17 protein-coding genes are annotated in these 26905 nt (G+C 44.0%); 14 read left to right on the forward strand and 3 right to left on the reverse strand.

Going from position 1 to position 26905, the window contains the following annotated elements:
* Positions 1-98: 98 nt before the first annotated feature.
* The 8 genes from AC3E9V_RS08610 (at position 99) to AC3E9V_RS08645 (ending at position 19530) form a co-directional block, all read left to right on the forward strand.
* Positions 99-2603 carry a tail fiber domain-containing protein gene (locus AC3E9V_RS08610; RefSeq protein ID WP_488752784.1) on the forward strand — a complete coding sequence of 835 codons (2505 nt, stop codon included), beginning with the start codon at positions 99-101 and terminating at the stop codon, positions 2601-2603.
* A gap of 20 nt (positions 2604-2623) precedes the next feature.
* Positions 2624-4498, forward strand: coding sequence for a T9SS type A sorting domain-containing protein (locus AC3E9V_RS08615; RefSeq protein WP_488752785.1), 1875 nt, complete (start codon positions 2624-2626; stop codon positions 4496-4498).
* A 309-nt stretch (positions 4499-4807) separates the two neighbouring features.
* Complete coding sequence (locus AC3E9V_RS08620) at positions 4808-5893, forward strand: TIGR03032 family protein (protein ID WP_488752786.1); 1086 nt, start codon at positions 4808-4810, stop codon at positions 5891-5893.
* 47 nt (positions 5894-5940) lie between these two features.
* Positions 5941-6192, forward strand: coding sequence for an acyl carrier protein (locus tag AC3E9V_RS08625; protein ID WP_488752787.1), 252 nt, complete (start codon positions 5941-5943; stop codon positions 6190-6192).
* Positions 6179-7375: a cytochrome P450 gene (locus AC3E9V_RS08630; RefSeq protein ID WP_488752788.1), complete on the forward strand. Its 1197-nt coding sequence runs from the start codon at positions 6179-6181 to the stop codon at positions 7373-7375. The genes AC3E9V_RS08625 and AC3E9V_RS08630 overlap by 14 nt, the downstream gene beginning before the upstream one ends.
* On the forward strand, positions 7368-7865 hold the full coding sequence (locus tag AC3E9V_RS08635) for a hypothetical protein (protein ID WP_488752789.1): 498 nt from the start codon (positions 7368-7370) through the stop codon (positions 7863-7865). Before AC3E9V_RS08630 ends, AC3E9V_RS08635 begins: the two co-directional genes overlap by 8 nt.
* A gap of 193 nt (positions 7866-8058) precedes the next feature.
* Positions 8059-12930: an FG-GAP-like repeat-containing protein gene (locus AC3E9V_RS08640; protein ID WP_488752790.1), complete on the forward strand. Its 4872-nt coding sequence runs from the start codon at positions 8059-8061 to the stop codon at positions 12928-12930.
* A gap of 207 nt (positions 12931-13137) precedes the next feature.
* Positions 13138-19530 (forward strand): cadherin domain-containing protein, encoded by a 6393-nt coding sequence (locus tag AC3E9V_RS08645; RefSeq protein WP_488752791.1) that lies wholly within the window; start codon positions 13138-13140, stop codon positions 19528-19530.
* 233 nt (positions 19531-19763) lie between these two features.
* Here AC3E9V_RS08645 and AC3E9V_RS08650 read toward each other — a convergent pair whose 3' ends face one another.
* Positions 19764-20426 (reverse strand): DUF6503 family protein, encoded by a 663-nt coding sequence (locus AC3E9V_RS08650; RefSeq protein WP_488752792.1) that lies wholly within the window; start codon positions 20424-20426, stop codon positions 19764-19766.
* A 509-nt stretch (positions 20427-20935) separates the two neighbouring features.
* On the opposite strand from AC3E9V_RS08650, the gene AC3E9V_RS08655 reads away from it, so the two are divergent.
* From AC3E9V_RS08655 to AC3E9V_RS08680, 6 genes are all read left to right on the forward strand, one after another.
* Entirely contained in the window at positions 20936-22255 is a 1320-nt protein-coding gene (locus tag AC3E9V_RS08655; RefSeq protein WP_488752793.1) for a parallel beta-helix domain-containing protein, read from the forward strand.
* Positions 22252-23334: an SO2930 family diheme c-type cytochrome gene (locus AC3E9V_RS08660; protein ID WP_488752794.1), complete on the forward strand. Its 1083-nt coding sequence runs from the start codon at positions 22252-22254 to the stop codon at positions 23332-23334. The genes AC3E9V_RS08655 and AC3E9V_RS08660 overlap by 4 nt, the downstream gene beginning before the upstream one ends.
* A gap of 106 nt (positions 23335-23440) precedes the next feature.
* Complete coding sequence (locus AC3E9V_RS08665; RefSeq protein ID WP_488752795.1) at positions 23441-23998, forward strand: YeeE/YedE family protein; 558 nt, start codon at positions 23441-23443, stop codon at positions 23996-23998.
* Entirely contained in the window at positions 23995-24411 is a 417-nt protein-coding gene (locus AC3E9V_RS08670; RefSeq protein ID WP_488752796.1) for a DUF6691 family protein, read from the forward strand. Before AC3E9V_RS08665 ends, AC3E9V_RS08670 begins: the two co-directional genes overlap by 4 nt.
* 54 nt (positions 24412-24465) lie before the next feature.
* Positions 24466-25395 (forward strand): SDR family oxidoreductase, encoded by a 930-nt coding sequence (locus tag AC3E9V_RS08675; RefSeq protein WP_488752797.1) that lies wholly within the window; start codon positions 24466-24468, stop codon positions 25393-25395.
* Positions 25396-25557: 162 nt separating this feature from the next.
* A complete protein-coding gene (locus tag AC3E9V_RS08680; protein ID WP_488752798.1) occupies positions 25558-26193 on the forward strand; it encodes a peroxiredoxin in 636 nt (211 codons plus the stop codon).
* A 148-nt stretch (positions 26194-26341) separates the two neighbouring features.
* Here the strand turns inward: AC3E9V_RS08680 and AC3E9V_RS08685 are convergent, their stop codons facing one another.
* Both AC3E9V_RS08685 and AC3E9V_RS08690 read right to left on the reverse strand, forming a co-directional pair.
* Entirely contained in the window at positions 26342-26683 is a 342-nt protein-coding gene (locus AC3E9V_RS08685; RefSeq protein WP_488752799.1) for a DUF5615 family PIN-like protein, read from the reverse strand.
* Positions 26667-26897, reverse strand: a complete 231-nt coding sequence (locus tag AC3E9V_RS08690; protein WP_488752800.1) for a DUF433 domain-containing protein — start codon at positions 26895-26897, stop codon at positions 26667-26669. The genes AC3E9V_RS08685 and AC3E9V_RS08690 overlap by 17 nt, the downstream gene beginning before the upstream one ends.
* Positions 26898-26905: the final 8 nt, after the last annotated feature.

Genomic DNA, 26905 nt, shown 5'->3' on the forward strand with positions numbered 1-26905 from the left:
CATTCATTCATCGAAAAGAAGCTACAAACATCCTATCTTTTGAGATCATTGCGGGAACGAATACCCAGTTAGTCATGTCAAAACCGAATACTTTCAATATGCAAAAAATCTTAATTACCCCCTTTTTATTATGCGTTGTATTATTTGCGCAAGCGCAGAAAATCCCTTTTCAGGGAAAACTAACCCAAAATGACGAGCCCTTTTCCGGGTCTGTCACACTGGAGTTTTCCATAGCCAGTGCCGGGTGGACCGAAACCCATCCCGATGTTGGTGTCCTGGATGGCTTCTACAGTGTAGTACTGGGTAGTATCACTCCATTGCCGGATTCTTTATTTGATAATTCCGATGAGGTATCTATGGGGATCAATGTAGATGGTACGGATCTTTCTCCGGTCACCTTGTATGCTCCTTATGGAGCCAAAGCAGGCAGGTTTGTAATTAAAGAGTCTACCGATACTACTACTACAGCTCTGCAAGTTATAAATAATTCTACCGGTACTTCTTTTGGAACAGGATCCAGAACAGGAGCTTATGTAGAGGCTAAAGGAGAAGGACTGAACACAGGTCTTTTCGCGTACGCTGAAAATGGACGGAGTATTAATAACCAGACGGAGCTTACTGATCCGCAGGCGTATACTACAGGTCAGCTTTCATCTCTTTATGGTAACTCAGAAGTTGGTGGCAGAGCTCTACAGGCTCAATATACAGCTACTGGCCCCGGGCATGGTGTCGGACTTTCGGGCTATGCCGGAGGAGGTGGTACCAACTGGGCAGTATGGGGCCGGGCAAATTCCGGTGGCACCCCATCAGACTCTGCCCATGTAGGAGCATTTGTTGAAGCTTACGGATCAGGAACCGGTGAGCATTATGGAGTAAAGGGAATTGCTTATGGAGAAAATGCCAGCAGGAACGTAGGAGTTTATGGTATAGCATATAATGGAATCAATGAAAATTATGCGGGTTGGTTTGATGGTGATGTGAATGTCAATGGTACATTGATGGTCAACGGAGAGCCTTTCGGTGGCTCCAATTTCTCAACAGATAGTATTAAAACCAAAGATATCGTTCTGGAGGACCAGAGTGGAAATATGAAAGCCAACCTGCGGGTAAATGGCAATGGAAACGGCAATTTGCTTCTGTTTGATTCAAACAACCTCAATGGTGCATGGCTGGGCCATAACGGAGGTGGTGGCATCATGCAAATCGTAGGTTATGATACCGCAGGAGTCAATACTGGTGCTATGTTGGGGTATCATCCCGGCGGGTTGCCTTCATTGATTTTGGAAAGTAATAACAATGGTGACGGACCATTTTCACCTTTGGTTCACCTGAACACCTATGATGATGGATTAGGAAGTCACAAAGGAGAAATAAATATCAACTCCAGCGAACGTGTCAGACAGGGAGTCTCGAACGGTATCACTATGAGTATCAGTCCTCAGGAGCAGCCTTTTATTGAGCTGAAAGGAGGTAATGATCTCAATTGGGATGTAAGAGGCCAGTTTAGAGTGGACTCAGTAGGCACCATTGGTACTGCAGGACGACTGGAACTTCTTGGACCTTTGGGTAACGTAAGTGGAGATGTAAATAGTCTCTTTTCTGTGCAGGCAGCTAATGATCCGGGGGGAATTGATCCCACTGGTACGAGTGCCGAAATGTTTTTATGGGGAACCGAAACCCTCAACTTCCAGATTGGAGGTAAACCCTGGGAAGAAAATGACCACCCTACCTTCCAGATGTTTGGTTCTAAAACCGATGGAGGTGGTTGGTATCGGGCTAATGTTAATCTGGACGTCTATTCTGATGGTACTTATGATGCCGGAGTTTTAGCCCTACACAAGACCACTGAGGGTGCTGGTTATGAAACAGTTGTCCTGCAAAGCAATGGTATGAACAAAGGCGGACAACTTATTTTAAGAGATTCGGTTGCAAATGATCGGGTTGTTTTGTTTGATGATTTTGGGACAGGAAAGCTCGACCTGATTGGTACCGCCGGACACCTGGGATTAAATGCCTACAGTATCTCTGCTGGCTTTGATGCCTACACGGATGGCTATGTCATCAATATGGACACGACCAATGGCCCACTGATGGAAATGTACTCAGGTGGTGCTAATACAATCAATATTCAAGGAAATTCAGGAAATATTACTGCTACAGGTACAGTAGCGGGAAACATTCTTCAATCTTCTGATGGCACCGTACAGACGTCTGACCGTCGCTTAAAAGAAAACATCCAAACCCTTGACAATGCCTTGGACAATACCAACAAGCTGAGAGGTGTTTCTTACAACTGGATCGATAAAAACAAATCTCAAAAACGGCAAATAGGTGTGATCGCACAAGAAGTAGAAGAAGTATTTCCTGAATTTGTACTCACTGATGATAAAGGGATGAAAGCTGTCAACTACGCTCAGATGGTTGGTGTTCTGATTGAGGCGATCAAGGAATTGAATCAGAAAGTCACGGACCTGAGGGCAGAAAACGCAGACTTAAAGGCTTCACTGGAGGCAAAACATAACGATGAAGTAGCAGCTCTTCAGAAACAAATAGATGCCATAAAAGCTCTGATCGGTACATCAGCACAAGGAGCAGGTAAGTAATGATCTTAATCGTATCAATTATGAAAAAGTTAAGATACATTGTAATGTACTCCATGCTGGGTTTGATGCCATTGGCAGGCCTTGGACAGTTTGCGCATGGCGGATATACCACCTCCATGGGCGGAGGTGTAGCTACAGGTGGCGATTACAGCAGCATTGCCGTAGCTGGAGATCCATCAGCTACCACATCCATATCAAATGGAGTTACAGAAACCATTTATCCCGGATTCATTCCAGGGAATTTCATCATTCTTTCTTTCGGGCTTTCCAAAGACTCTACCGTTTTGGCAATCATCTATACAGCTACTACGGGAGAGGAGTGGGAAAATAATTCCGAATGGTTAACAAATGAAGACGTTGGAGCCTGGTATGGCGTGACTGTAGAAAACCAACGGGTTGTAGGCCTGGACCTTTCCAGTAATTTCCTTCAGGGTTCCATACCGGATGTTATCAATAACCTGAGTAAACTGGAGACGCTTAATCTGGCCAACAATGAGTTGCGAATGGTGCCGGCATTATCCGGATTGGCCAGTTTGAATTCACTTGACCTGTCAAAAAACAGGCTCGGATTTAAAGAGCTGATCGCTAATCTGGATTCAGGGCTGGCAACATACAATTATGCTCCTCAAAAGCGATATGGGATAACAAAGAATGATACGGTGCAGGCCGGAGAAGATAAGGTGCTGACAAGTAGTATTTCCGGAACGGGAAATACCTACCAGTGGATCTTTGATGATTTTGGCAGTGCTCAGGATTCTGTGGCTGTGGCCGGAGCAACCTCTACCAGCCTGATGGTGGACTCGGTAGTTTATGATAAAATGGGAGCTTATCGTTTGGTTGCCTCTAACGAAAAACTTCCTGACCTGAAAATCCAGACCCGTAACAGAAATTTGTGGGCTACCACCTCATTGACAGGAACTGTTTTTGCGGATGGGGAAGGTACTCCTTTGGATGCTGGACAAGTAACCATCTACCGGGTAAATGACGGGCCTTTCATACTTACTGACAGTGCGGAGATTGCTAACGATGGTACCTATTTGGTAGAGGACCTGGTACTTGGTGATTTCATTGTAAAAAGTGATCCGGACCTTACTGTCTGGCCTGATGTTATCCAAACCTACTATGTCAGCACGGAGGACTGGTTAAATGCCGATACGTTAGTGGTGAGGTCAGTCGTAGATAACATTGATCTGCAGATGGTTTTCCGTCCGGAGCCTGAAACGGACCCGCTCGGGGCCACTATAAACGGAACAGTAGAGACAAACCTGGCTGATCCCGTAGATGAAGAATCTGCCGGAAGGATTGAAGCCCGAAGAAAGGTTAAGAAGGCAGGTTGTTCTCTTAGGCGAAGGACACGGTCTGGTGGTGGTCGTGGAAACCAGGATGAAGATGAGTTTTCGCTCTTTGCCTATGTGGAATCTAACGATGAAGGAGAATTTGTCTTTCCGGAAATCCCTGAAGGGGTTTATCGTTTGAACATACAATATCCGGGGGTGCCAATGGATGAAACTTCGGATGTAGAGTTCACAATAGGAGGCGATAAGCAGGAGCAGGTTTTCCAGGTTAAGGCTACTATTACCGATGAAGGCATTGTAGTGGAATCAGATGAGGTGCTTTCCGTTCTAAAGCCGTACATCAAGGATGTCAGCCTTTATCCGAACCCAACAGCCGGTCAACTGACCGCTGATTATACCATAAACCGAAAGATCGAAAGTCTGAACCTTCAGCTAACTACTCTGCAGGGAGCTACCATAGCTCAAAGAGCTTTAGAAAGCAAGATGGGAGCTTATCGTGCAGAAATAGATATGTCAGGATATCAATCAGGTGTTTACTTTTTGGTATTTACGGATGATGCCGAAACGTTTAAACATCACATAAAAGTGATCAGAAAGTAAATCAAAGCTATCAACGCCGATCTATATGATTAAAATGAAGCCCTGGCTGTTTAGCCGGGGCTTGCTTTTTACCCTACAAAGAAATTGCTCCTGATCCCATAATGTCACTCCCGGAGGGAGTCTATACAGAATAGAAGACTTTTTGATTAAGGATAGATGCCCTTCGGGCATGACTGTTAGTGTAATAGTGATCAGCTCTTAAATCTCCCTGTGTTTGATGTCATCCGGAGAGAGTCTACTAGATTTAGAAGTCTCATCGCAGTAATTCCTGCGCTTTTTTTATCTTAGAGGCTAAGCCAACATCAAGATATGGAAGAAGCGCCTAAAGTACCCCCTCCGTTTAGTTTTCGATTTAGCCCGAATGTGCCTGAATTGCTCCAGGGCCTGAATATTTCACTGGCGATCAGCACGTATCAAACGGGTAAAGTGGTCATTTTCTCTCCACAGGACCAGGACAAGCTTATCCAGCTTCCCAGGAATTTTCTCAGACCCATGGGAATGGCTGTAAGCGGTAACAAATGGGCTATAGCATTACAAAGTGAAATCATCGTTACCTCCAATGCTCCGGGACTCGCCAAAAATTACCAACCAAACCCGGAAACTTATGATGCGATGTTTGTTCCCCGTACATCCTACTACACAGGTCCGCTTGATATCCACGATCTTTCCTGGTCTGGCAATAGGCTGATAGCAGTCAATACTCTTTTTTCCTGCCTGATGGAAAGCAGCGAGGAGTTTAGCTTTAAACCTATTTGGAGGCCACATTTTGTCACTCAGCTGATGGCTGAAGACCGGTGCCACCTAAATGGTATGGCCCTGCAGGAAGGTAAGCCGAAATATGTCACTGCTCTGGGAGAGACAGACACCCCTCGCGGGTGGAAGGAAAAGATGCTTACTTCCGGGATTTTGATGGATGTGGATAGCAATGAAGTGATTTTACGGGACCTGTCCGTTCCACACAGCCCGCGACTGTATGATGATGGCATGTTTATGCTGCTTTCCGGTACGGGGGAGCTCGTTCATGTATTTCCTGAGCAGGGAAAATACGAAGTGATGACCAAACTCAATGGTTTTCTCAGAGGCATGGATCGGATCGGAGATTACCTGTTTATCGCTATGTCCAAGCTGAGGCAGAGCAGCTCTCTTTTCAAGGAAGCTCCGGTTGCTAAGGACTCAGTCTTTTGCGGGATCAGTATTGTGTACATACCTACCGGCAAGCAAGTTGGATTTATCATATATAACAATTCCGTGGAGGAATTATTTGAAGTGAAGGTTTTACACGGGGTACAACGACCAAATATTATGAATTTGGGTAAGGGACTGCATCAAAGGACCATATCCACGGCTGATCAGGTTTTTTGGTATGAACCCGAAATCCCCGAGCAATCCCAATAATTGTTACTTTTTAAATGAAAGAATAAACAATTTGTCTTATTATTCATATGTCAGACCGATCAGAAATTTCCCTTGTGATCAGGCAACTGATCTCGAAAGAATTAAACAGAGATATCGGTGCTATAAGTGATGAAGCAACTTTTTATGATATGGGTCTTGATTCTGTTAACTCCATATTCCTGCTAAGGGATCTGGAAGAGCATTTTAATGTCGATATTGATCCTCTGAGTTTGTACGATAACCCGACTATATTATCATTTGCAACTTACCTTGATTCTTTGTTAAATGGACCCCGCTAACCTTTGGAAGCCTTCGAATCCTGAATTCATTTCCAATCCATTTCCGTATTATCACCGGATCAGGGAACAGGCTCCGGTTTTCAAAGCAAACACTGGTGATTTTGTAGTGATGGATTATGAGGGTGCGCGTCAAGTACTTCTGGACAAAAGTTGCAAAACAGGAGTGAGGGCAGCATGGGTTAGAAAAATGTCAAGTTATGCAGAAAGCAGAAATATAGCTTTTCCAGCTTCAGAAAGAGCCATATCCGGGATGTTGATCCAGCTAAATCCACCTGAACACACCAGGATCCACTCGTTGCTTTCCAGCTATTGGCCGTCAGCAGATGTAATCAGGGAGAAAGCCGTTCAAATCAGCAGGGAGATTGCAGATCAATTACCTCCAACATTTGATGTGGTGGAAGAAGTGTCCAAAAAATTACCTGTGTGGATGATCTGTGATGTTTTGGGCGTAAACAGAGAGGAAGGCCAGTCTTTTATGCTTGATAGCTTTCGGCTGGTCCGGTTGCTTGATCCTTATTTGAATATTCGGGATTTGGAAGAGGCAGAAGGAGCCGGGGAAAGGCTTTATTCATTTTTGCTGGATGTTTATCAATCACTGGATCCCGAAGGTGAAACAATTTCTGGAGCTATTAAGCGATTTTGTCAGGAAAAGGAAAATAAGGATATTGATGGGGTAGCATTGTTGGTATTTTTATTTATTGCTGGTTTTGAAACAACCTCCGCCCTGATCAGTATGTGTTTGCTACAGCTTATTAATAGAAAAAAATTAATCCTATCATTAAGGCAGGAGGGAGTTATCGAAAATTTTGTTCAAGAGGTTTTAAGGCTTTATTCTCCTGTTCAGTTAACAGGGCGCACTACAACTCAAAGCCTTGTAATGTCCGGTCTTGTGATTCCTGCGGGCAGCACAATTACCATTTGTTTGGGATCGGCGAATCGTGACCCGTCTCATTTTGAGTTGCCAGATGATTTGGACCTTAACCGGCCGAAATATGACCATCTGTCTTTTGGGTATGGAATTCATCGCTGTCTGGGAAGTCAGATGGCTTTTGTGGAGGCAACCGAAATTATCAAAGCTATGCTCCCGAAGCTCGAAAAAATGGTACTTGCAGGTGAGCCGGTTTTTAGCCAGAAATTAACTGTTCGAAGCATTGTTTCAATGAAAATGGGCATCGATGGATAGTCAGGGTGATCAGTTATATGGCATTCGGCTCCAGAAGGTATGGGGTGAAAAATCCGAAGATCTGATATCGGAGATCATAAGCAGGTGGAAGGCTTTAAAAGCATTACCGCCTGGAGTAAATCCTCGTAAACGTGCTAGCCAGGTGGTATTTGTAGCGAGGAATAATGAGGAGAAAATAGTTGGAATCACTACAGCAGTTGTAACCAGATATGAACCGTTAAAAAATTATTTTTTTGTTTACAGGGGCTTGGTTGATCCATCCTACCGGGTTCCCGGCCTGTTTATCAGGCTCACCACTGCTACACTTAAATTTCTTGAGTCAATTCATCGAGAAATGAACCCCAGCCCCATTGGGGTCTTTGCAGAGGTTGAAAGTCCCCAGCTACAAAAGATCAGGGATGTGGTTACTGTAACTGGTTTTACCCTTATTGGGTTCTCTCCCAGAGGAAATCCTTTGAAAGTTTATTACTTTAAGGGGGCTAGATACTGAGGGATCTTACCAACCAAACTCAGGAAGTGTATAAAAGGGTTATAAATGATTTATTAACTGAATTTTATTATTACCTGACTGCACATGGAATAACTATATTTCCCTTGCCTGGTATTTTTATTGTAAAATAAATATGCGATATTTATAAATTAAACATCATTAAATTGGATTTTTCTAATATAAACCCACCGTCGTGAAGTCATTAGCAGAAGTTTTAAAATCCAGAAAAAAAGCAGCCTATCAGAAGTTAAAAACCCGTTTTGTTAAAAATCTTGAAACTGGCAAGATTGCAGAAAAGACCAACCGGGATAAATACCGTTTAGTCAACAAACTAAAGCAAATCGAACGTCAGCTCGGTATCCGTTCCACAGTGAGGTTGAGGCACTGGGCGATGGCTTTGGCTTTTGGTTTGATTACAATGACTGCATCAGCTCAGGATCCTACAGTTCCTTTTCGAGCGTCCAAGCTCCCTTCCGAGAGCATTGTTGATGAAAAGATGCTCTATGCTGATTTTGATAATGACGGAGATACCGATGTTCTGTCTTTGGTCTACAATGGTGATCATACCATTTTTTTCAACGATGGCAATGGCAACTTAGGGAATCGCACGGTGGTAGAGCCGGCTAATCAAAAGCTCGATGATGCATTCATTGGTGACTTTGATGGGGATGGGGATCAGGACATTATGTTCTTAGAAGAGTACGGGAATTATGATCACCTTAGGCTACTCAGCAACGATGGTGATGGCACTTCCTTTACTTCAAGTCAGGCATACTATAGGAATAACTACTCCATTTTGAATGTTTATCCGGCAGACCTGGATGCTGATAATGATTTGGATCTTCTGGTCAAATTTGAAAATACAGGTGGCGCACCCGAATTTCAAAATCTTTTGAATGATGGAGCTGGAAACTTTTCCTTAAATACACCTGCATTTAGTTTAGCTCTTACATCCGAGATTTATACAGGAGACTTTGATTCGGATGGAGATGACGATATTGTGAGTATCAATGGATCATTGGGAGTCACCTTTTATAGGAATGATTCCACCTTGATGTTTTCGCAAACAACCTATTCTACACCAAGTTCCAACCCTTCCCCAAGTAATATTACAACTGCAGTAGGAGATATAGACGATGATGGAGATATAGATATCATCACTTCGTTTGATTATTCTTCAAGATATTTGAGTACTTTCAGGAATGATGGAAGCGGTTATTTTATAGACGAAAAAAGTAGTTTTTTTAGTTCCTATGTAGGGGATTTGAGAACAATAGATGCAGATGGGGATACCAATATCGACCTGGTAGCCAATTACAATGGTGAAGATCGAATACTTACTCATAATTCCGACTCTACATTCTCTCTAAATCCTCAGACATTCTCAGGAAAGTTAGGTGTTTTTGATGCACTGATCCCCGGAGATTTGGATGGTGATGGAGATGATGATATCCTGGGGGCTGGTTATTACGAACTTGCCTTGTTTAAAAACTCGACGGGTACTTTTTCCTTATATCGTGATGACTTCATCAACCCCATATTTGGTGAGAAATCAGCTATTGGAGATGTAGATAATGATGGTGACTTAGATATCGTTACCAACCGCTTAAGTCAGGTGCTTCACAATGATGGCTTAGGTAATTTCAGCCTGGCCCAGACGATATCCCACAGCAACGGACTGCTTTCAGGCGACGTTTCTTTAGGAGATATCAATGGGGATGGCTACCTCGATGTGGTTTTTACCGGAGAGGAGCTAAATCAGCCGGATGGGGCTCTGATCCAGGTTGGGCTTAATGATCAGGCTGGTAACATGGTGGTTCAGCCTTTGGATACCGTTTCAGATGCGGGTGCCGGTGGGATTTTTTACTCTGCACTTGCAGATGTTGATGGAGACTTAACATTAGAGCTTTTCGTATTGGATTATAGTTCAGGTCCAAGGTCCATTCGTTATTTTGATATTGATCCATCAGGAAGTGTTGTTATTGCTGGTAGCGGATCTGGCTTTTATGCTATCAATAATTTTGGAGGTGGTGTGGTGGCAGATTTCGATGATGATGGAGATATGGATATCCTTACAGGAGGTGACAATGCGACCGTTTTTAAAACTCAAGCCGGATCAATCAGTTATTATGGATACCTGTTGAGCATAAGTGGAAGTGTAGATACTAAAGGGTTGGATTATGGAGATATAGATGGAGACGGAGATCTTGATGCCGTTTTAAGTAATGATATTGATAATTCCAGTGGGTATTATCTCAATAATTTTGTTTTGAGGAATGACTCTACGACCAGTATTTTAACACAGGAGACCTCATTTTTATCTACAAATCCCACAAAAGACGTGGCTGTTGCTGATTTTGATTCGGATGGGTTGGGTGATGTTTTCTTTGCCAGTTATCCCAATGAAGATGAGCTTTTTCTAAATGATGGCTCCAATGGGTTCACGTTTGCAAAAGATTTAAATAGTACCACAAGCACTTCCTACTCTGTTAATAAAGGAGATTTTGATGGAGATGGGGACATGGATATTTTCAGTGTAAAAGGAGATCGGTCCAGTTACATTCTTTTCAATGATTTTCTCGCAGCACCTATTTTTGATGATGTTACTTTTTCAGTAGCTGAGAACCCGGCAAACGGTTCCCCAATAGATACACTCCGAGCCACGGATATTAACGGTGACCTTTTAACCTACTCTATTTCAAGTGGTGATCCGGGAGGAGCTTTTGCCATAAGCAATGATTCTATTCTGGTTGTCAATGATAGCGCACAGTTTGATTTTGAATCAACTACCAGTTTTGCTTTGGTTGTTCAGGCTTCTGATGGGTCGTTAACCGATTCGGCCAATGTTACAGTGAATATCACCGATGTAGACGAAGCGCCACTATTAGCAGACGGTACATTTGACTTTCCCGAAAACCCTGGTAATGGAGCTTTGATCACCACTTTTGCTGCTACTGATCCTGAAGGACTTGGTGTGACTTACAGCATCACTTCGGGAAATGGATCAAGAGCTTTTGCACTGAATTCAACTTCGGGAGATCTGACAGTTGCTGATAGTACACTTTTTGATCACGAAGCTACTACGCAATACATTTTAGAAGTGGAAGCTACTGATGGTACGAATCCTGATCCCGCAACGATCACGATAAACGTCACCGATGTAAATGAGGCTCCGGTCCTTCAGGATAAGACCTTTAGAGTTGATCAGGATGCGGCTAATGGAACGGTAGTGGGCACAATCCCTGCAACGGATCCTGAGGGTGACTTGTTGACATTCATCATTGAGAGTGGAGATCCGAGTGGCGCATTTACCATTCAGGAAAATACCGGTGAGGTCACTGTTTTAGATAATACGCAGCTTGACTATGAAACCCAGGCAGACTATACGCTAAATGTAAGTGTAAGCGATGTGGAATTTACCAATAATGCCTCCGTACAGGTTCGTGTAACTACCCTGGCACGTGATCAGGAAACACTGCTGGCTCTGTATGATGCGACCGGAGGCGAAAATTGGTCCTCCAGTACCAACTGGTCAGCAACCAATTCTTTGGCAGATACTCAATGGGATGGAGTGACTGTTTCCGGAGGCCGTGTTACGGAGCTGGCTTTGCCTGGCAATGGCTTGACAGGCGCTGTGCCTGAATTGTTTTCGGACCTGACGGGACTAACGAACATCGACCTATCCGATAACGAAATAAGCAGCTTTCCGGATGTTTCTTTTTTTCCCAATTTGGACAGCCTAAATCTGGAAAACAACAAGTTGGGGATAGAAGACTTATTAGCTAATAGCCAGGGGACATATATTTATGATTATGAGCCGCAGAAGGCCTTTGGAATGGTAGATCAGGACACTATTCCTGCCGGGTCAGATTATTCCCTTAGTTTTCCCGAACTGAATGGTTATAGTGCTACTTATACCTGGGCGTTGGAAGGTGCGAATGTAGGTTCCGGTGAAACCTTTGAGATCACCAATGCGGATTTCTTTCAGATGGGGGCTTATACACTCTCTATATCTCAAATTTCCGGACTGGATGGGTTGAGCATAACCACCGAACCATGGACCATCTATGCTGCTACAGATGTGTATGGTAAGGTAACAGCAGATTCGGAAACCGGAGATCCGCTAACCGCTGGCCAGGTAAATATTTACCGAATCTTCGATGGTCCGTTTGAGCTCACGGATAGTGCGACCGTTAATGCTACTACCGGAGAATACATCATCGATGAAGTAGTCTTGGGCAATTTCATTTTGCTGGTACAAAATGATGTGGATGCCTTTCCGGATGTACTTCAAACCTATTACGTAAGTACCAATGACTGGGTAGAGGCTGATACTTTATTTCTACTTGAAGAAGCACAGGGAATCGACATCTTTATGCAGGAAAAACCAGTTCCCGAAAAAGATCCAACAGGGGGAGAACTTGTTGGTTTGGTGGAAACGAATTTTGCTGAAGAGGGTGAAGGTGATGGAAGGATCGAAGCTCGGAGAAAGGTAAAGAAAGCCGGATGTTCGCTGAGGAGGCGTACCCGCTCCGGTGGGGGAAGAACCGGTCAGAATGACGAATATGAGCTTTTTGCTTATGTGGAATCGAATGACGAAGGTGAGTTTTCATTTACCGAAATTCCTCCGGGAGAGTACCTGATCAATATTCAGTATCCCGGTGTTCCGATGGATACTACCTCGCAGATCAAGTTTACGATCAGCGAGGATTTTGAAAACCAAACATTCCAACTGAATGCTACCATTACAGAAGAAGGTATCAAGGTGGATATTGATGAAGTACTGGGGGTAGAGAAGCCTTATGTGAAAGATCTGATACTGTATCCGAATCCCACAAAAGGGAAGATGATTGTTGATTATACCGTCTACCGAAAAGTCAATGACCTAAAAATGGATGTAATTGACTTGCAAGGCCAAAAAATGCTGGAGCAGGTTTTGGATCATCAAGTGGGTTTCCATCGAACCGAAGTTGATCTATCTCAATTGGAATCCGGAATGTACTTTCTTATCCTGACAGATGAGGCAGAAAGTTTCCGGTTAGTCATAAAGATGGGAAAAAAGTAAAGCCGTCAATAGATAGGAGATCAAGGTCAGCTTATTCTTAAAGCTTGTTCTGAGATATAACGCTTGTTTTGTAAGGTTAAGGCATTCAATATACTCGTCAAACTCATTTCTTGACTACTGTAGGATGTTTTTGATTGTGCGTCAAAATCACGATCTTTATGAATTAATTTCAAAAAAAATTGGACTTTCTAGTATAAAAACACCGTCGTGAAGTCATTAGCAGAAATATTAAAATCCAGAAAAAAAGCAGCCTATCAGAAGTTAAAAACCCGTTTTGTTAAAAATCTTGAAACTGGCAAGATTGCAGAAAAGACCAATCGGGATAAATACCATTTAGTCAACAAGCTGAAGCAGATCGAGCGTCAGTTGGGTATCCGATCCACGGTGAGGTTGAAGCACTGGGCGATGGCACTGGCTTTTGGGATTATCACCGTGGCAGGAGCCCAGGCACAGACTGTTCCATTCAGGCCGGAAAAAATTATAAGTGAAGGGATAGTGAGCGAAGATTTTGCGTTTGGGGATTTCGATGGAGACGGAGATCAGGATGCAATTTCGTTTGTGCAGACTGGCGATCACACCATATTTTTCAATGATGGAAGCGGAAACCTCCAAAACCGCACTTTAATTGAAACTGCTATTCATAAGCTTGGAGGGTATGCTGTTGGTAACTTTGATGGAGATGGGGATCTGGATGTGATGGTTTTTGAAGAATACGGTGCGACAGATCAAATTCGGATGTTGATAAATGATGGGGCAGGTACCTTCACTTCCAGCCAGGTATTTTACAACGATACCCTTAAGATCAACAATGTCAAAGTCGCTGATTTTTTCCCTGTAGGTAATAGTCCTGATTTCCTGGTTCAGTTTGAGGGTCTTGCGTCCGGCACTAATGACTGGAATCTGCTTACTAATGACGGTTCAGGTAATTTTACCTTTGATTCCCTGCTGGTGGATATCAATACTGCAAACCATGTGGTTATTGGGGATTTTGATGCAGATGGTGACGATGACCTGGTAATTACCGAACCCTATTTTGGCTCACCCTATCAATATGAGCAATTCACCTTTTTCAGGAATGATTCCACACTGAATTTTTCTACAACAACTATATCTACTTTTTCGCCTCCATCGACGCGGCCTGGTGCCAATGGTATTTATGCAATTGCGCAAGGGGATATTGATGGTGATGGGGATCTTGAATTTGGGGTGCGCTTTAGTCTTTATTCAGGGCAATATCTTGGTATCATCGAAAATGATGGGGCAGGATATTTTAGTATGGGATCCTATCAGAGTTATACCGGGTCTGTGGATGAAATTTCACTGATTGATGCTGAAGGAGATACTGACCTGGATTTCTTAATGGAAACTTATGGTGGATCTGATAAATTTGTACTTTTCACTAATACGGCTGGAAGCTTATCCAATTCTTCTGAGCAGTTCCCAGCTAAATTTGGCGATTTTGATGCATTGTTTCCTGGCGATTTTGATGCGGATGCAGATTTCGAAGTGATCGGGGCAGCCTATTACGAACTCACCTTATTTGACAACAATGGAACTGGCAACTTTTCGGTAGCCAATGATGCCATGATCAACCCGATATTTGCCACAAAAACAGATATTGCGGACCTGGATGGAGATGGGGACCCGGATATGATAGGGAATAAGCTTAACCAGGTATTTATCAATGACGGGAATGGGAATTTTAGTGTGATCCAAACCATTGCTGACCAGATGGGCTTTCTTGCGGAAAATGTGGATATTGGTGATCTGGATGGGGACGGTGACCTGGATGTCCTCTTTACAGGTGGAGATCTGAATTATGATTATAATGCCAATCAGTATTTATTATTCCAGGTAGCTTTTAATGACGGAGCTGGCAATTTCACAGTACCGGTTCCGGATACTTTGTCTACGGGAGATAAAATCTATGCAGCCGCTATAGGCGATTTCGATGCGGATTCGGACCTTGAGGTGGCATTCATTGATAATTCCAATGGTCCTCCGACCATCAGTTTCATGGACAATGATGGGTATGGCAGCTTTAATCGAGTACAAAATTATTCGGTATATCCTGCATCCGGAGTAGCACGAATGGAAACCTATGGAGACATAGATGGTGATGGTGATATTGACCTGTTCGCCGTTGGTAAATACAATAATATAACGCTATTAAATAATGGGTCCGGATCATTTTCCTATCAAAATGCAGGCCTTAGTAGTAGCATGGACCTTGTAGATTTTGATTTAGCAGATTTTGATGGCGATGGGGATCTGGATATAGCAGTTGCTAATGATATTGATTACGGGACCTATTTAGGGTACAACCCTATTATGAAGAATGATTCTTCCACTTACTTTTTTTCACTCGAAACAAACATAAACAGAACCTACCGTACTCAGGGTGTAATTGCCGAAGACTTTGATAAGGACGGAGAGATCGATGTATTGTTTGCTGATGAAACTTATGGCAATTCACTGTTCCTAAACGATGGAACGACCGGGTTTGTATTCAATGAGGACACAGGGGGACCAGCCATTTCATCTTATAGCTTTAATGCGGCTGACTTTGACGGGGATGGGGATATGGATGTGTTTTCTACCGCTCCAAACCGGGGCTTATATGTGCTGTTTAACGATTTTTACGCAGCCCCGATCTTTGAAGACATCACTTTTTCGGTTACTGAAAATCCTCTAAACGGAGCTGCGATAGACACCCTTCGAGCTGTAGACGTGAATGGAGACCTTTTGACCTACTCTATTTCAAGTGGTGATCCGGGAGGAGCTTTTGCCATAAGTAATGATTCTATTCTGGTTGTCAATGATAGTGCACAGTTTGATTTTGAATCTACTACCAGTTTTGCTTTGGTCGTTCAGGCATCTGATGGGTCGTTAACCGATTCGGCCAATGTTACAGTGAATATCACCAACATAGATGAAGCGCCTCCCTTACCGGATGGGACTTTTAGTATATCGGAAAATCCATTTTCAGGTGTATTGATCACAACCCTGTCTGCTACAGATCCTGAAGGATTGACTGTAACATATGGCATTGAATCAGGAAACGGATCAGGTGCCTTTGCACTGGATACTAATACAGGAGCACTGACAGTGGCTGACAGTACACAGTTTGATTTTGAGACTACCACACAATTTATTCTAGAAGTAACTGCCTTGGCCGGGACTGTAGCGGACACTGCTCAGCTCACTATTGATGTCAATAACATAGACGAAGCGCCTCCTTTACCGGATGGGACTTTTAGCATATCGGAAAACCCATTTTCAGGTGTATTGATCACAACCCTGTCTGCTACAGATCCTGAAGGACTTGGTGTGACTTACAGCATCACTTCGGGAAATGGTTCAGGAGCTTTTGCACTGAATTCAACTTCAGGAGAACTAACCGTTGCTGACAGCACACAGTTTGATTTTGAAACAACTACACAATTTGTGTTGGGAGTGGAAGCTACTGATGGCACTAATCCTCATCCCGCAACGATCACCGTAAACGTCACCGACATAGACGAAGCGCCTCCTTTATCAGATGGGACTTTTAGTATATCGGAAAATCCATTTTCAGGTGTATTGATCACAACCCTGGCTGCCACAGATCCTGAAGGGTTGACTGTAACATATGGCATTGAATCAGGAAATGGGTCTGGAGCATTTGCACTGGATACCAATACAGGAGCACTGACAGTGGCTGACAGTACACAGTTTGATTTTGAGACAACCACACAATTTATTCTAGAAGTAACTGCCTTGGCAGGGACTGTAGCGGACACTGCTCAGATCACTATTGATGTCAATAACATAGACGAAGCGCCATTATTAGCAGATGGGACATTTAGTGTCAATGAAAATAGCGCTGCAGTTACTGTTGTGGGAGTCCTGGCTGCTACAGATCCTGAAGGACTTGGGGTGACCTATAGCATCACTTCAGGAAATTCTACAAATGCTTTTAGTATCAACACCAGTACGGGAGAAATATTAATTGCTGATAGTGCGCAATTTAACTATGAAGTGAATACTCAGTTTGTACTGGGAGTGGAAGCCACAGACGGAACCAACCCTGATCCCGCAACGATCACGGTAAACATCACCGACATAGATGAAGCCGTTGAATTTCCTGACTTTACCTTTTCCATTGTTGAAAACTCAGCAGCAGGATCTGTAGTAGGTACCGTAAGTGGTGTAGATCCGGATGGCCTGGTTGTTACTTATAGCATTTTATCTGGTAACGAACTGGGAGCATTTGCTCTGGATGGAACCTCAGGTGAGATAACCATAGCAGATAGCGCTCAGGTGGATTTTGAAATAAATCCGCAATTTGTACTGAGCATAGAGGCTACGGATGGTACCCTGCCTGATATAGCTACCGTCACGGTAGATGTCCAGGATGTGGTAGAGTCTACCGTCCCGGTTGTCGAGAATCTGGTCTTTTCCGTTCCGGAGAATCCCCCGAATGGAACGGTAATAGGGCCCATCGTAGCGACAGATCCTTTTGATGTACCACTTACACTGAGCATAGCTTCAAGCAGTGCTCCCGGTACCTTTACTATCAATGGGTCTGACGAATTGGTTGTAGCTGACTCATCAGCGCTGGATTTTGAGAGCATTCAAACGGTTACCCTTACTATAGAGGCTGATAATGGTTCGGATGTCGGGTCTGGTACAGTCACAGTCAATCTTACCGATGTAAACGAAGCTCCGGTTGCTACAGATAAAACCTTCAGGGTCGACCAGGATGCAGCTAACGGAACAGTGGTGGGCATCGTTCCGGCCACTGACCCGGAAGGCGATTTATTAACATTTGTTATCGAGAGTGGGAATCCCAGTGGCGCTTTTGCTATTCAGCAAAACACTGGCGAGATCACCGTTTTGGATAACATACAGCTTGACTATGAAACACAAGCCGACTATACGCTGAATGTTAGCGTAAGTGATGTGGAATTTACGGACGATGCCTCCGTACAGATCCGGGTAACTACCCTGGCTCGTGACCAGGAAACGCTGCTGGCTTTATACGATGCTACAGGAGGCGAAAATTGGTCTACCAGTACCAACTGGTCAGCCAACAATTCGCTGGCGGACACCCAGTGGGCTGGAGTGACTGTTACCGGAGGCCGTGTCACAGCAGTGGAGTTGCCTGGTAATGGACTGGATGGTGCAGTGCCCGAATCCTTTGCGGATCTGACAGGATTGACCACTATTGATCTGTCTAGCAATGAAATAACCGGTTTTCCCGATGTTTCTTCCTTTCCTAACCTGACCAGCCTCAACCTTGAAAATAACCGATTGGGGATTGGGGATCTTTTGGCTAACACCCAGGGGACCACATTTACCTACGACTATGCGCCACAGAAAGCATTTGGGGTGGTAGATCAGGACACTATTCCTGCCGGTTCAGGTTATTCCCTTAGTTTTCCCGAACTGAATGGTTATAGCGCTACTTATACCTGGGCGTTGGAAGGTGCGAATGTCGGTACCGGCGAAACCTTTGGGATCACAAATGCGGATTTTTCTCAGATGGGGGCTTACACGCTTTCGGTATCTCAGATAGCCGGACTGGACGGTCTTACCATAACCACAGAGCCTTTTTCAGTTTATGCAGAAACGGATGTATTTGGGCAGGTATTTGCCGATGATCAAGGTACCCCGCTCACAGCAGGGCAGGTGAATATTTACAGGATCTTCGACGGACCATTTGAGTTAACAGATAGTGCGTCTGTGGATGCTACAACTGGAGAATATATTATTGATGAGGTAGTTCTGGGTGATTTCATTTTGCTGGTTCAAAATGATGTGGATGCCTTTCCTGATGTACTTCAAACCTACTACGTAAGTACCAATGATTGGGTGGAGGCTGATACATTATACCTCCTGGAGCAAGCTCAGGGAATAGATATTTTCATGCAGGAAAAACCTGTTCCCGAAAAAGATCCAACAGGGGGAGAACTTGTTGGTTTGGTGGAAACGAATTTTGCTGAGGATGGTGAAAGCGATGGAAGGATCGAGGCGCGAAGAAAAGTGAAGAAAGCCGGATGTTCACTGAGGAGACGTACCCGCTCCGGTGGGGGAAGAACCGGTCAGAATGACGAATATGAGCTTTTTGCTTATGTGGAATCTAATGACGAAGGTGAGTTTTCATTTAACCAAATTCCTCCGGGAGAGTACCTGATCAATATTCAATATCCGGGTGTTCCGATGGATACTACCTCGCAGATCAAGTTTACGATCAGTGAAGATTTTGAGAATCAGACCTTCCAGCTCAATGCTACCATTACTGAGGAAGGTATCAAGGTGAATATTGATGAAATACTGGGTGTTGAGAAGCCTTATGTGAAGGATCTTGTATTGTATCCGAATCCCACAAAAGGGAAGATGATCACCGACTATACGGTCTACAGACGCGTTTCAGATCTGAAGATGCAAATTCTGGATTTGCAGGGGCTCATGCTTCAGGAGGTACCACTTAACCATCAAATGGGCACCCACAGGACGGAAGTAGATCTGGGCAATCTGGGATCAGGAGTTTACTTCCTGGTGCTGACTGACGAAGCTGAGACGTTTAGGTATGTGGTCAAAATAAGTAAGAAGTAACCCTTCATAGCAATAAAATCTGCCGGGCTCTGGTCATAAAAAAGGATCAGAGCTCTTTTTTTGCTCGTTTTATACCTGAAATAGGGTACTTGGACAGTGAAAAATACCCTATTTAGGGTATTGAGGTTGGCAAAATGACCCCTTACCTTAGTAAAACAATTCACAGATTACTTCTGTATCTGTTCACCGCTGGTTATAGCCTCCCTTGAATTAGGGGGGCTTTTTTCATATAGCTAAAAATCGGATACGGATTTCAGCACATCCATCCCCAGGTATTTTTCGTCCGGCAGGGTATACCAGCTTCGCTCTTTAGGAATTTTGATGCCGTTCACCTCTTTTTCACCTACCAGGACTATTTTTTCTCCTGTTCCGTCATTTTTGTAAAACTGGTATCCTATCAGGTTAAAACGCTTTTTATCAAAGTAGAATGACCACTGGTCGGTAGGGTATTTCACTTTAATTTCCCAGGCAGGATAATCAATCCAGGTCACCTCGTTGACTTCATCAAGTAAGTTGGTTCCCTTGTCTTTCAGTTTCATTGGGAGTCCCCATAGATATAAATAGTAGTTTCTGAGTGTTTCGGCTCTTTTGCAGTCCACATCTCCTTTTTCAATGAAGCATGAGTCCATGACCATCCCGTGGATCTCAACATCATCTCGGTTCACTTTGAAAAATCCTTTGCTATTATTGATCCGGATCACTGTATTTCGTGGCGTGTTGCCAGGACGTTTTTCTTCAAAGGTTAGTTTAGCAGCAAATGTTGACCATTGATTTTCAGGATCGTGATATTGAATAGCCTTAGTCAAAATAGCGGAAGCACTCGGTGTAGTCTGGCAGAATGCAATGAAAGAGGTCAGGAGGATTGCAATTGATAATGAAACTGAACGATTATTCATAGCCAGGGTAGTTTGTGCTTATTAAAGCTAAGAATTTTTACACTCATCGCTACTCTATCAGCTCTTGAATATGCTGAGTGCTAATATGAGTACCACAAAACCTGATTGGCTGAAATAAATTTTTAAATGAGGGTCCCAGACCTGTCAAGTTATTTTAGGACGCCTCACCTGGAGTTCATCCGGGCGCACCTGGACGATCGGCGAGTTCATCCGGACACGCCTGAACCTCATCCGGACGACCGGCGAGTTCATCCTGACGACTGGCAACCTCATTCGGACGACCGGCTAGTTCATCCAGCCGACTGGCGAATTCATTCTGGCAACCGGCAACCTTATCAGGCTAACCAGGAAGTTCACCCGGCTGATCGGCGAGCCTATCCGGTCAACCCCTGAGTTCATCCAGCCGACCGGCGAGTTCATTCTGACGCCCGGCAGCCTCATCCGGCCACCGGGGGTATGTTGAATACAGAAAGTTGTTTTTTTGCAGGTTTAAAATAGTCAATCTTTCAATGATCTATTTTTTATATGCGTTTGCCCTGGCAAGACGTAGCAGACACACCTTGCAATATCTGAGATTTTACTATCTTTTTGGGATGAAAACAACAAGCCCATTTTTACTGACCCTACTTTTAATGTCCTGCAGTACTCCTTACATTGAGGAGCTGGGCACGGACTGGAAATCCATAGAAAAAGACCTTCAGTCACAGCTGATCACAGCCAGAGACAGCTCGGTTATTAGTATCCCCGAGGGTAGCTATATGTTTACCCGGTCTCTCCTGGTGGATGGTAAAAAACACCTGACCATTCGGGGTGCAGGAATGGATCAAACCATTCTTTCCTTTGAGATGCAGGAGGAAGGAGCAGAAGGAATCAAGGTATCTAATGGTGTAAATATTACTCTGGAAGGGTTTACGATAGAAAATGCCAAAGGTGACAATATCAAAATTACAGATACCAGGGGCATTACGCTTAGGCAGATAAAGTCTCAATGGACCGGAGAGCCAAGAGCGGAAAATGGCGCTTATGCTTTTTATCCTGTTTTATCAAAACATGTTTTGGTGGAGTACTGCATAGCCATCGGTTCCTCTGACGCTGGTATCTATGTGGGCCAGTCTGATAGTGTAATTATCAGAAATAATGAAGCCTACTATAATGTGGCCGGGATTGAAAGTGAGAATTCGAAGTGGGTGGAGATTTATGAAAACCATGCTCATAACAATACTGGAGGGATCTTGATTTTTGACATGCCCGGACTTACGCAATACGGTCACACGACACGTGTGTTTAATAACCAGATTTTTGAGAATAATTACACAAATTTTGCCCCCAAGGGAAACATTGTAGCCACAGTACCTCCCGGTACGGGGATCATGTTACTGGCCACAAGAAACATTGAGCTATTTGAAAATGAGATCATAGACAACAGGACAGCAGGTGTGGCCATTGCAAGTTATGACCTGGTGGAAGCGCTGGGTACAGAAGAAGAGACGCAACTAAACGAAAACATTGAGATCGCTCAGCAGGACCAGGAATATGATCCATATCCCAATCAGGTTTATATCCATAATAATATCTTCGAGAACAGTTACACCTTTCCTACCATGGAAAGCGATTTTGGCTTGTTGTTTTTGACGAAATTTCCCTTTGCTACTCCGGATATTGTCTGGGATGGCATAACTCCTGACCGGTCGCAGTTTTCTTTTTGTATCCGCCAGGATGAGTCACTGGCCTTTGGAGATCTGGATGCAGCCAATGATTTTGCGAACCTCAATGCGGATTGGTCTGTTTTCAACTGTGAAGGTCAAAGCATAGAACCGATTTATCCATGAGGTATTATGGTTTAATCCTTTTAGGTATTCTGATAATTGCCTGCCAGCAAAAGGCTAAAAAAAAGCCCGTGGTGGAGGAGGTATCGCTGAAAGGTTCTGCTGAGCTGGATGTACCTGAGCAGCTTTCAGAATGGAACCTTTTTGAGGAACCGATGAAAGATATGATTCCCGTTTCCGGCATTCTGCCTTATGATCTGAATACACCTTTATTTTCTGATTATGCGCACAAGGCACGGTTTGTAAAACTCCCGGAAGGAAAAAGCGCCAGGTACCTTGATAAAGAAGTTATGGATTTTCCTGAAGGTACGGTTTTGATCAAAAACTTTTACTATCCGGACGATTTTAGAGCGCCTGAAGGACAGCGCAGAATTATAGAAACGAGGCTTTTAGTCAACGAAGGGGCTTCATGGAATGCCTGGACTTATATCTGGAATGAGGAGCAGACAGAGGCTTTTTTGGAAATAGCCGGAGCCTCAGTTCCGGTAAGCTGGAAAGACAAGAGCGGTGTGTTACGGTCGGTTAATTATTCAGTACCTAATTTGGTCCAGTGCAAGAGCTGTCATGAGATGTCCGGAAAGCTGGTCCCTATAGGCCCCACTGCAAGGCAGCTTAACAGGCCTCACCGATATGCTGATGGCACCACAAATCAACTTAAAAAGTGGGAAGCTACAGGAATGCTTGAGGCGTTGCCTCCGGTAGAGGAATGGCCTGTTATTCCGGTTTGGGATGATCCTGAGACAGGTTCCCTGGATGAGCGGGCGAGGGCCTGGCTGGAAATCAATTGTGCCCACTGCCATCGTAAAGAAGGACCAGCTAAAAATACCGGGTTATACCTCACATATTATGAAGATGATCCGTACCGTCTCGGTATCAATAAACCACCGGTTGCAGCCGGCAGAGGATCAGGTGGACTAAGATTCAGCATTGTTCCAGGAAATCCCGACCGGTCAATACTGGTTCACAGGATTACCTCCCTGGATCCCGGCGTAATGATGCCTGAGGTAGGTCGAAAAATGCAGCATGAAGAGGGCATTGAGCTGGTGAAAGAGTGGATCAGTGAAATGGATGGTAGAGAATGAATTGAACACTTTACCCGGCAATTCATGTTTATACATTAATCCCATAGGGTAAATTCTGCTCTATTGCGGAATTTGGGTTAATTTGAAGTTTTAAAACCTGTTAAATATGGAATGGATAAAGGCTCCATGGCCCTGGTATGTCGGGGGGCCATTGATCGCGTTCGTTATGATTATGATGCTATATTTTGGTAAAAGCTTTGGCGTCTCTTCTACCTTAAAGACCGTATGCTCTATAGGCGGAGCAGGGAAAATAAGTCCCTTTTTCAAGATCAGCTGGAAGAATAAAACGTGGAACCTGTTTTTTGTGCTTGGTGCTTTGATTGGTGGATACATTGCCAATGAATTTCTTTCACCCGGTATAGCCATTGACTTAAATCCGAAAACCATCGCCTCTTTAAAAGCCGTTGGCATTGAAAACCCGGGAGCTGAATATGTACCAACTTCAATTTTCAGCTGGGAAAACCTGCTTTCTTTCCAGGGCTTTGTTTTCATGATTTTGGGAGGATTTATGATTGGTTTTGGCACTCGATATGCCGGGGGGTGTACTTCAGGACATGCCATTAGCGGTCTTAGTAACCTCCAATTCCCCTCATTTATCGCCGTGATTGGCTTTTTCATTGGTGGACTTATTGTTACACATTTAATTCTCCCATTCTTGTTATGAAAAATCTGAAATTTTTACTGGCTGGAATTGTTTTCGGAATAATACTCACTAAATCGGAAGTCATTTCCTGGTTTCGTATCTATGAAATGTTTCGGTTTGAATCCTTCCATATGTATGGTGTGATTGGTTCAGCTGTTTTGCTGGGTATGCTTGCAGTGTGGATGATCAAAAAGTTTGAGATCCGGGATTTTACCGGCAATCCTATCAATATCAGGCCCAAAAGGAAAGCTTTCTGGCCGCCTTTGATTGGAGGCAGTATCTTTGGCCTTGGATGGGCTTTTACAGGCGCATGTCCGGGGCCTGTCTATATTCTTATCGGCAATGGTTTTCTGACATTCATTGTTGTCTGGTTAGCGGCAGTGCTTGGGACTTTCGTCTACGGTACGGTCTTCCATAAGTTACCGCAGAAGTAGGCAGAGGCTGGCTGCTTTTTCATTATCTTTCTGAGATCAAACATCATTGATCTCATGAACTATACTGATGGTATGCTGAAAGATGGAGCCCTGAAAGGGAAAACCATCATCGTGACAGGAGGAGGAACCGGTCTGGGTCGCTCCATGGGTACTTATTTTTCAAAACTAGGGGCCAACCTCGTTATTACCAGTAGAAAGCTGGAGGTGCTGGAGGAAACAGCCAGAGAAATAGAGGGGGAAAGCGGCTCACCTGTGCTTGCACTGGCATGTGATGTGCGGGAGTATGAGCAGGTAGAAGAAGTGATCCGTAAAACAAAAGAGCGATTCGGCCAGATCGATGTGTTGCTGAATAATGCTGCCGGAAATTTCATTAGTCCAACAGAAAGACTTTCTCATCGCGCTTTTGATACGGTGGTGGATATCGTTTTGAAAGGCTCTTACAATTTTTCGCTTGCTGTGGGGAAGGACTGGATAGCTGATAAGAAACCCGGAAACATCCTGAGCATTGTTACTACTTATGCATGGACCGGGTCAGGGTATGTGGTGCCCTCAGCATGCGCCAAAGCGGGTGTACTTTCCATGACACGTTCACTGGCAGTGGAGTGGGCCAGGCACGGTATTCGTTGCAATGCCATTGCACCGGGGCCTTTCCCTACAAAAGGTGCATGGGACCGGTTACTACCCGGAGACCTGAAAAAGAAATTTGATCCGGCGATCAAGGTCCCGGTAGGCCGGGTAGGGGAGCATCAGGAGCTGGCTAATCTTGCCGCTTATCTTGTTTCCGACTTTTCAGCATATATAAACGGTGAAGTGATCACCATCGATGGTGGGGAGTGGTTAAAAGGAGCCGGAGAGTTTAACCAATTGGACCAGGTGCCTGAGGAGCTTTGGGACGCTATGGAAATGTCTCGCAAAGGAGGCTCAAAGCTGAAAATGATGTGGGCCTACTTTACGGGGATGCGCAAACTGAAATTCAGGAAATAGTTTCGTCCTTCAGGCCTTTTGTTGCTTCTTTGTCAGCCGCTGAACATACCTGTTCCATCCATTTATTGGTTGGTATTTTCTTTGGATTTATTTAAACACCTGATCATTTTATTTCGTTGAGTTGATCACAAATCGATTGAACTTAAATAAACTATTGTAATTATGGCATTAAGAATAGGAGATGATGCGCCTGATTTTCAGGTGGAAACAACCCAGGGTACGATCAACTTTCACGAATGGTTAGGTGATAGCTGGGGAGTGCTGTACTCGCACCCGGCGGACTATACACCAGTGTGTACTACCGAATTAGGTAAAACAGCACTTTTGAAAGATGAGTTTGATAAAAGGAAAACCAAAGTTTTGGCGGTCAGTGTGGATGATCTGGAATCACATCAGGGATGGATCAAGGATATCAATGAGACGCAAAACTGTGAAGTGAACTTTCCGATCATAGCAGACCCGGAGCGGGAAGTTGCTACGAAATATGACATGATCCACCCAAATGCTTCTGCTACCGCCACGGTACGGTCGGTGTTCTTTATTGGCCCGGATAAGAAGGTCAAAGCATCTATCACTTATCCGGCTTCTACAGGTAGGAATTTCGCGGAGATCTTACGCGTGATTGATTCATTGCAGCTTACTGCCAATTTTAGTGTGGCAACACCTGCTGACTGGCAGCAAGGCCAGGATGTGGTGATCACACCAGCGGTGAAAGATGAAGAAATACCTTCTAAATTTCCAAAGGGGCACAAAGTCATTAAGCCGTATCTGCGAATGACACCTCAGCCGGATTTGTAGACCATTAACCGTCTGACGGTTCTAAACAAACCAAGAGGTTAAATAAAAAAAGCCACCCCGCGATGAATGTCGGGGTGGCTTTTTTGCCATAAAACGGGTATAAATTTTTGGGATATGGTGAGAATTACACCTCCGGAAGTGAGAAAATCTATTGAGCTTTTTGGTCGGGACCTACTTCAATCACTCCATGAGTAATCTTAGGAGGCAAGATGGCTTCAATAGCTGGAACATAACTCAATAGATCCTTGTAACGATTAGTGGGGCTGATTAGCAGGATAACCAGAATTCCATGCTTTTCAAGATTCTGCTGGTAACGAAGACTTCTGTCGGCTGTCACTAAAATAGTGAACCCATTACTTTTCATCAAATGCAGTAATTCGCCATTTTTAATAGAATTCCACCCTTCATCATTGACTGTACTTAACGAGATTGAAGAACTGAACTTTTGCTTTAATCGAACTGGGAGATTTTCATCAAGCAGCAGCTTCACCAGGATCGGGATTTACAGTGATTATTGTTTCTGCCAGGGATAAAACTTTTAATGCCTGGTCTTTAGTTACCGAAGGGAAGTCTATCAAAAATTCTTCCAGACTGTCACCACCTTTAAGGTAGTCAAACAGATTTTTAACAGGAACTCTGGTATTGTAAAAAACAGGGGTTCCGCTTAATATCTCTGGTGATATGGTAACTAATTGGCTGCTCATAGTCCTTT

The organism is Marinoscillum sp. HNIBRBA16962 (assembly GCF_057801515.1).

Coding starts and splice junctions, on each gene's coding strand:
- AC3E9V_RS08665 (WP_488752795.1), top strand. CDS start 23,441: ATGGAATGGATAAAGGCTCCATGGCCCTGGTATGTCGGGGGGCCATTG.
- AC3E9V_RS08670 (WP_488752796.1), top strand. CDS start 23,995: ATGAAAAATCTGAAATTTTTACTGGCTGGAATTGTTTTCGGAATAATA.
- AC3E9V_RS08660 (WP_488752794.1), top strand. CDS start 22,252: ATGAGGTATTATGGTTTAATCCTTTTAGGTATTCTGATAATTGCCTGC.
- AC3E9V_RS08610 (WP_488752784.1), top strand. CDS start 99: ATGCAAAAAATCTTAATTACCCCCTTTTTATTATGCGTTGTATTATTT.
- AC3E9V_RS08680 (WP_488752798.1), top strand. CDS start 25,558: ATGGCATTAAGAATAGGAGATGATGCGCCTGATTTTCAGGTGGAAACA.
- AC3E9V_RS08655 (WP_488752793.1), top strand. CDS start 20,936: ATGATCTATTTTTTATATGCGTTTGCCCTGGCAAGACGTAGCAGACAC.
- AC3E9V_RS08675 (WP_488752797.1), top strand. CDS start 24,466: ATGAACTATACTGATGGTATGCTGAAAGATGGAGCCCTGAAAGGGAAA.
- AC3E9V_RS08650 (WP_488752792.1), bottom strand. CDS start 20,426: ATGAATAATCGTTCAGTTTCATTATCAATTGCAATCCTCCTGACCTCT.
- AC3E9V_RS08615 (WP_488752785.1), top strand. CDS start 2,624: ATGAAAAAGTTAAGATACATTGTAATGTACTCCATGCTGGGTTTGATG.
- AC3E9V_RS08620 (WP_488752786.1), top strand. CDS start 4,808: ATGGAAGAAGCGCCTAAAGTACCCCCTCCGTTTAGTTTTCGATTTAGC.
- AC3E9V_RS08635 (WP_488752789.1), top strand. CDS start 7,368: ATGGATAGTCAGGGTGATCAGTTATATGGCATTCGGCTCCAGAAGGTA.
- AC3E9V_RS08625 (WP_488752787.1), top strand. CDS start 5,941: ATGTCAGACCGATCAGAAATTTCCCTTGTGATCAGGCAACTGATCTCG.
- AC3E9V_RS08630 (WP_488752788.1), top strand. CDS start 6,179: ATGGACCCCGCTAACCTTTGGAAGCCTTCGAATCCTGAATTCATTTCC.
- AC3E9V_RS08690 (WP_488752800.1), bottom strand. CDS start 26,897: ATGAGCAGCCAATTAGTTACCATATCACCAGAGATATTAAGCGGAACC.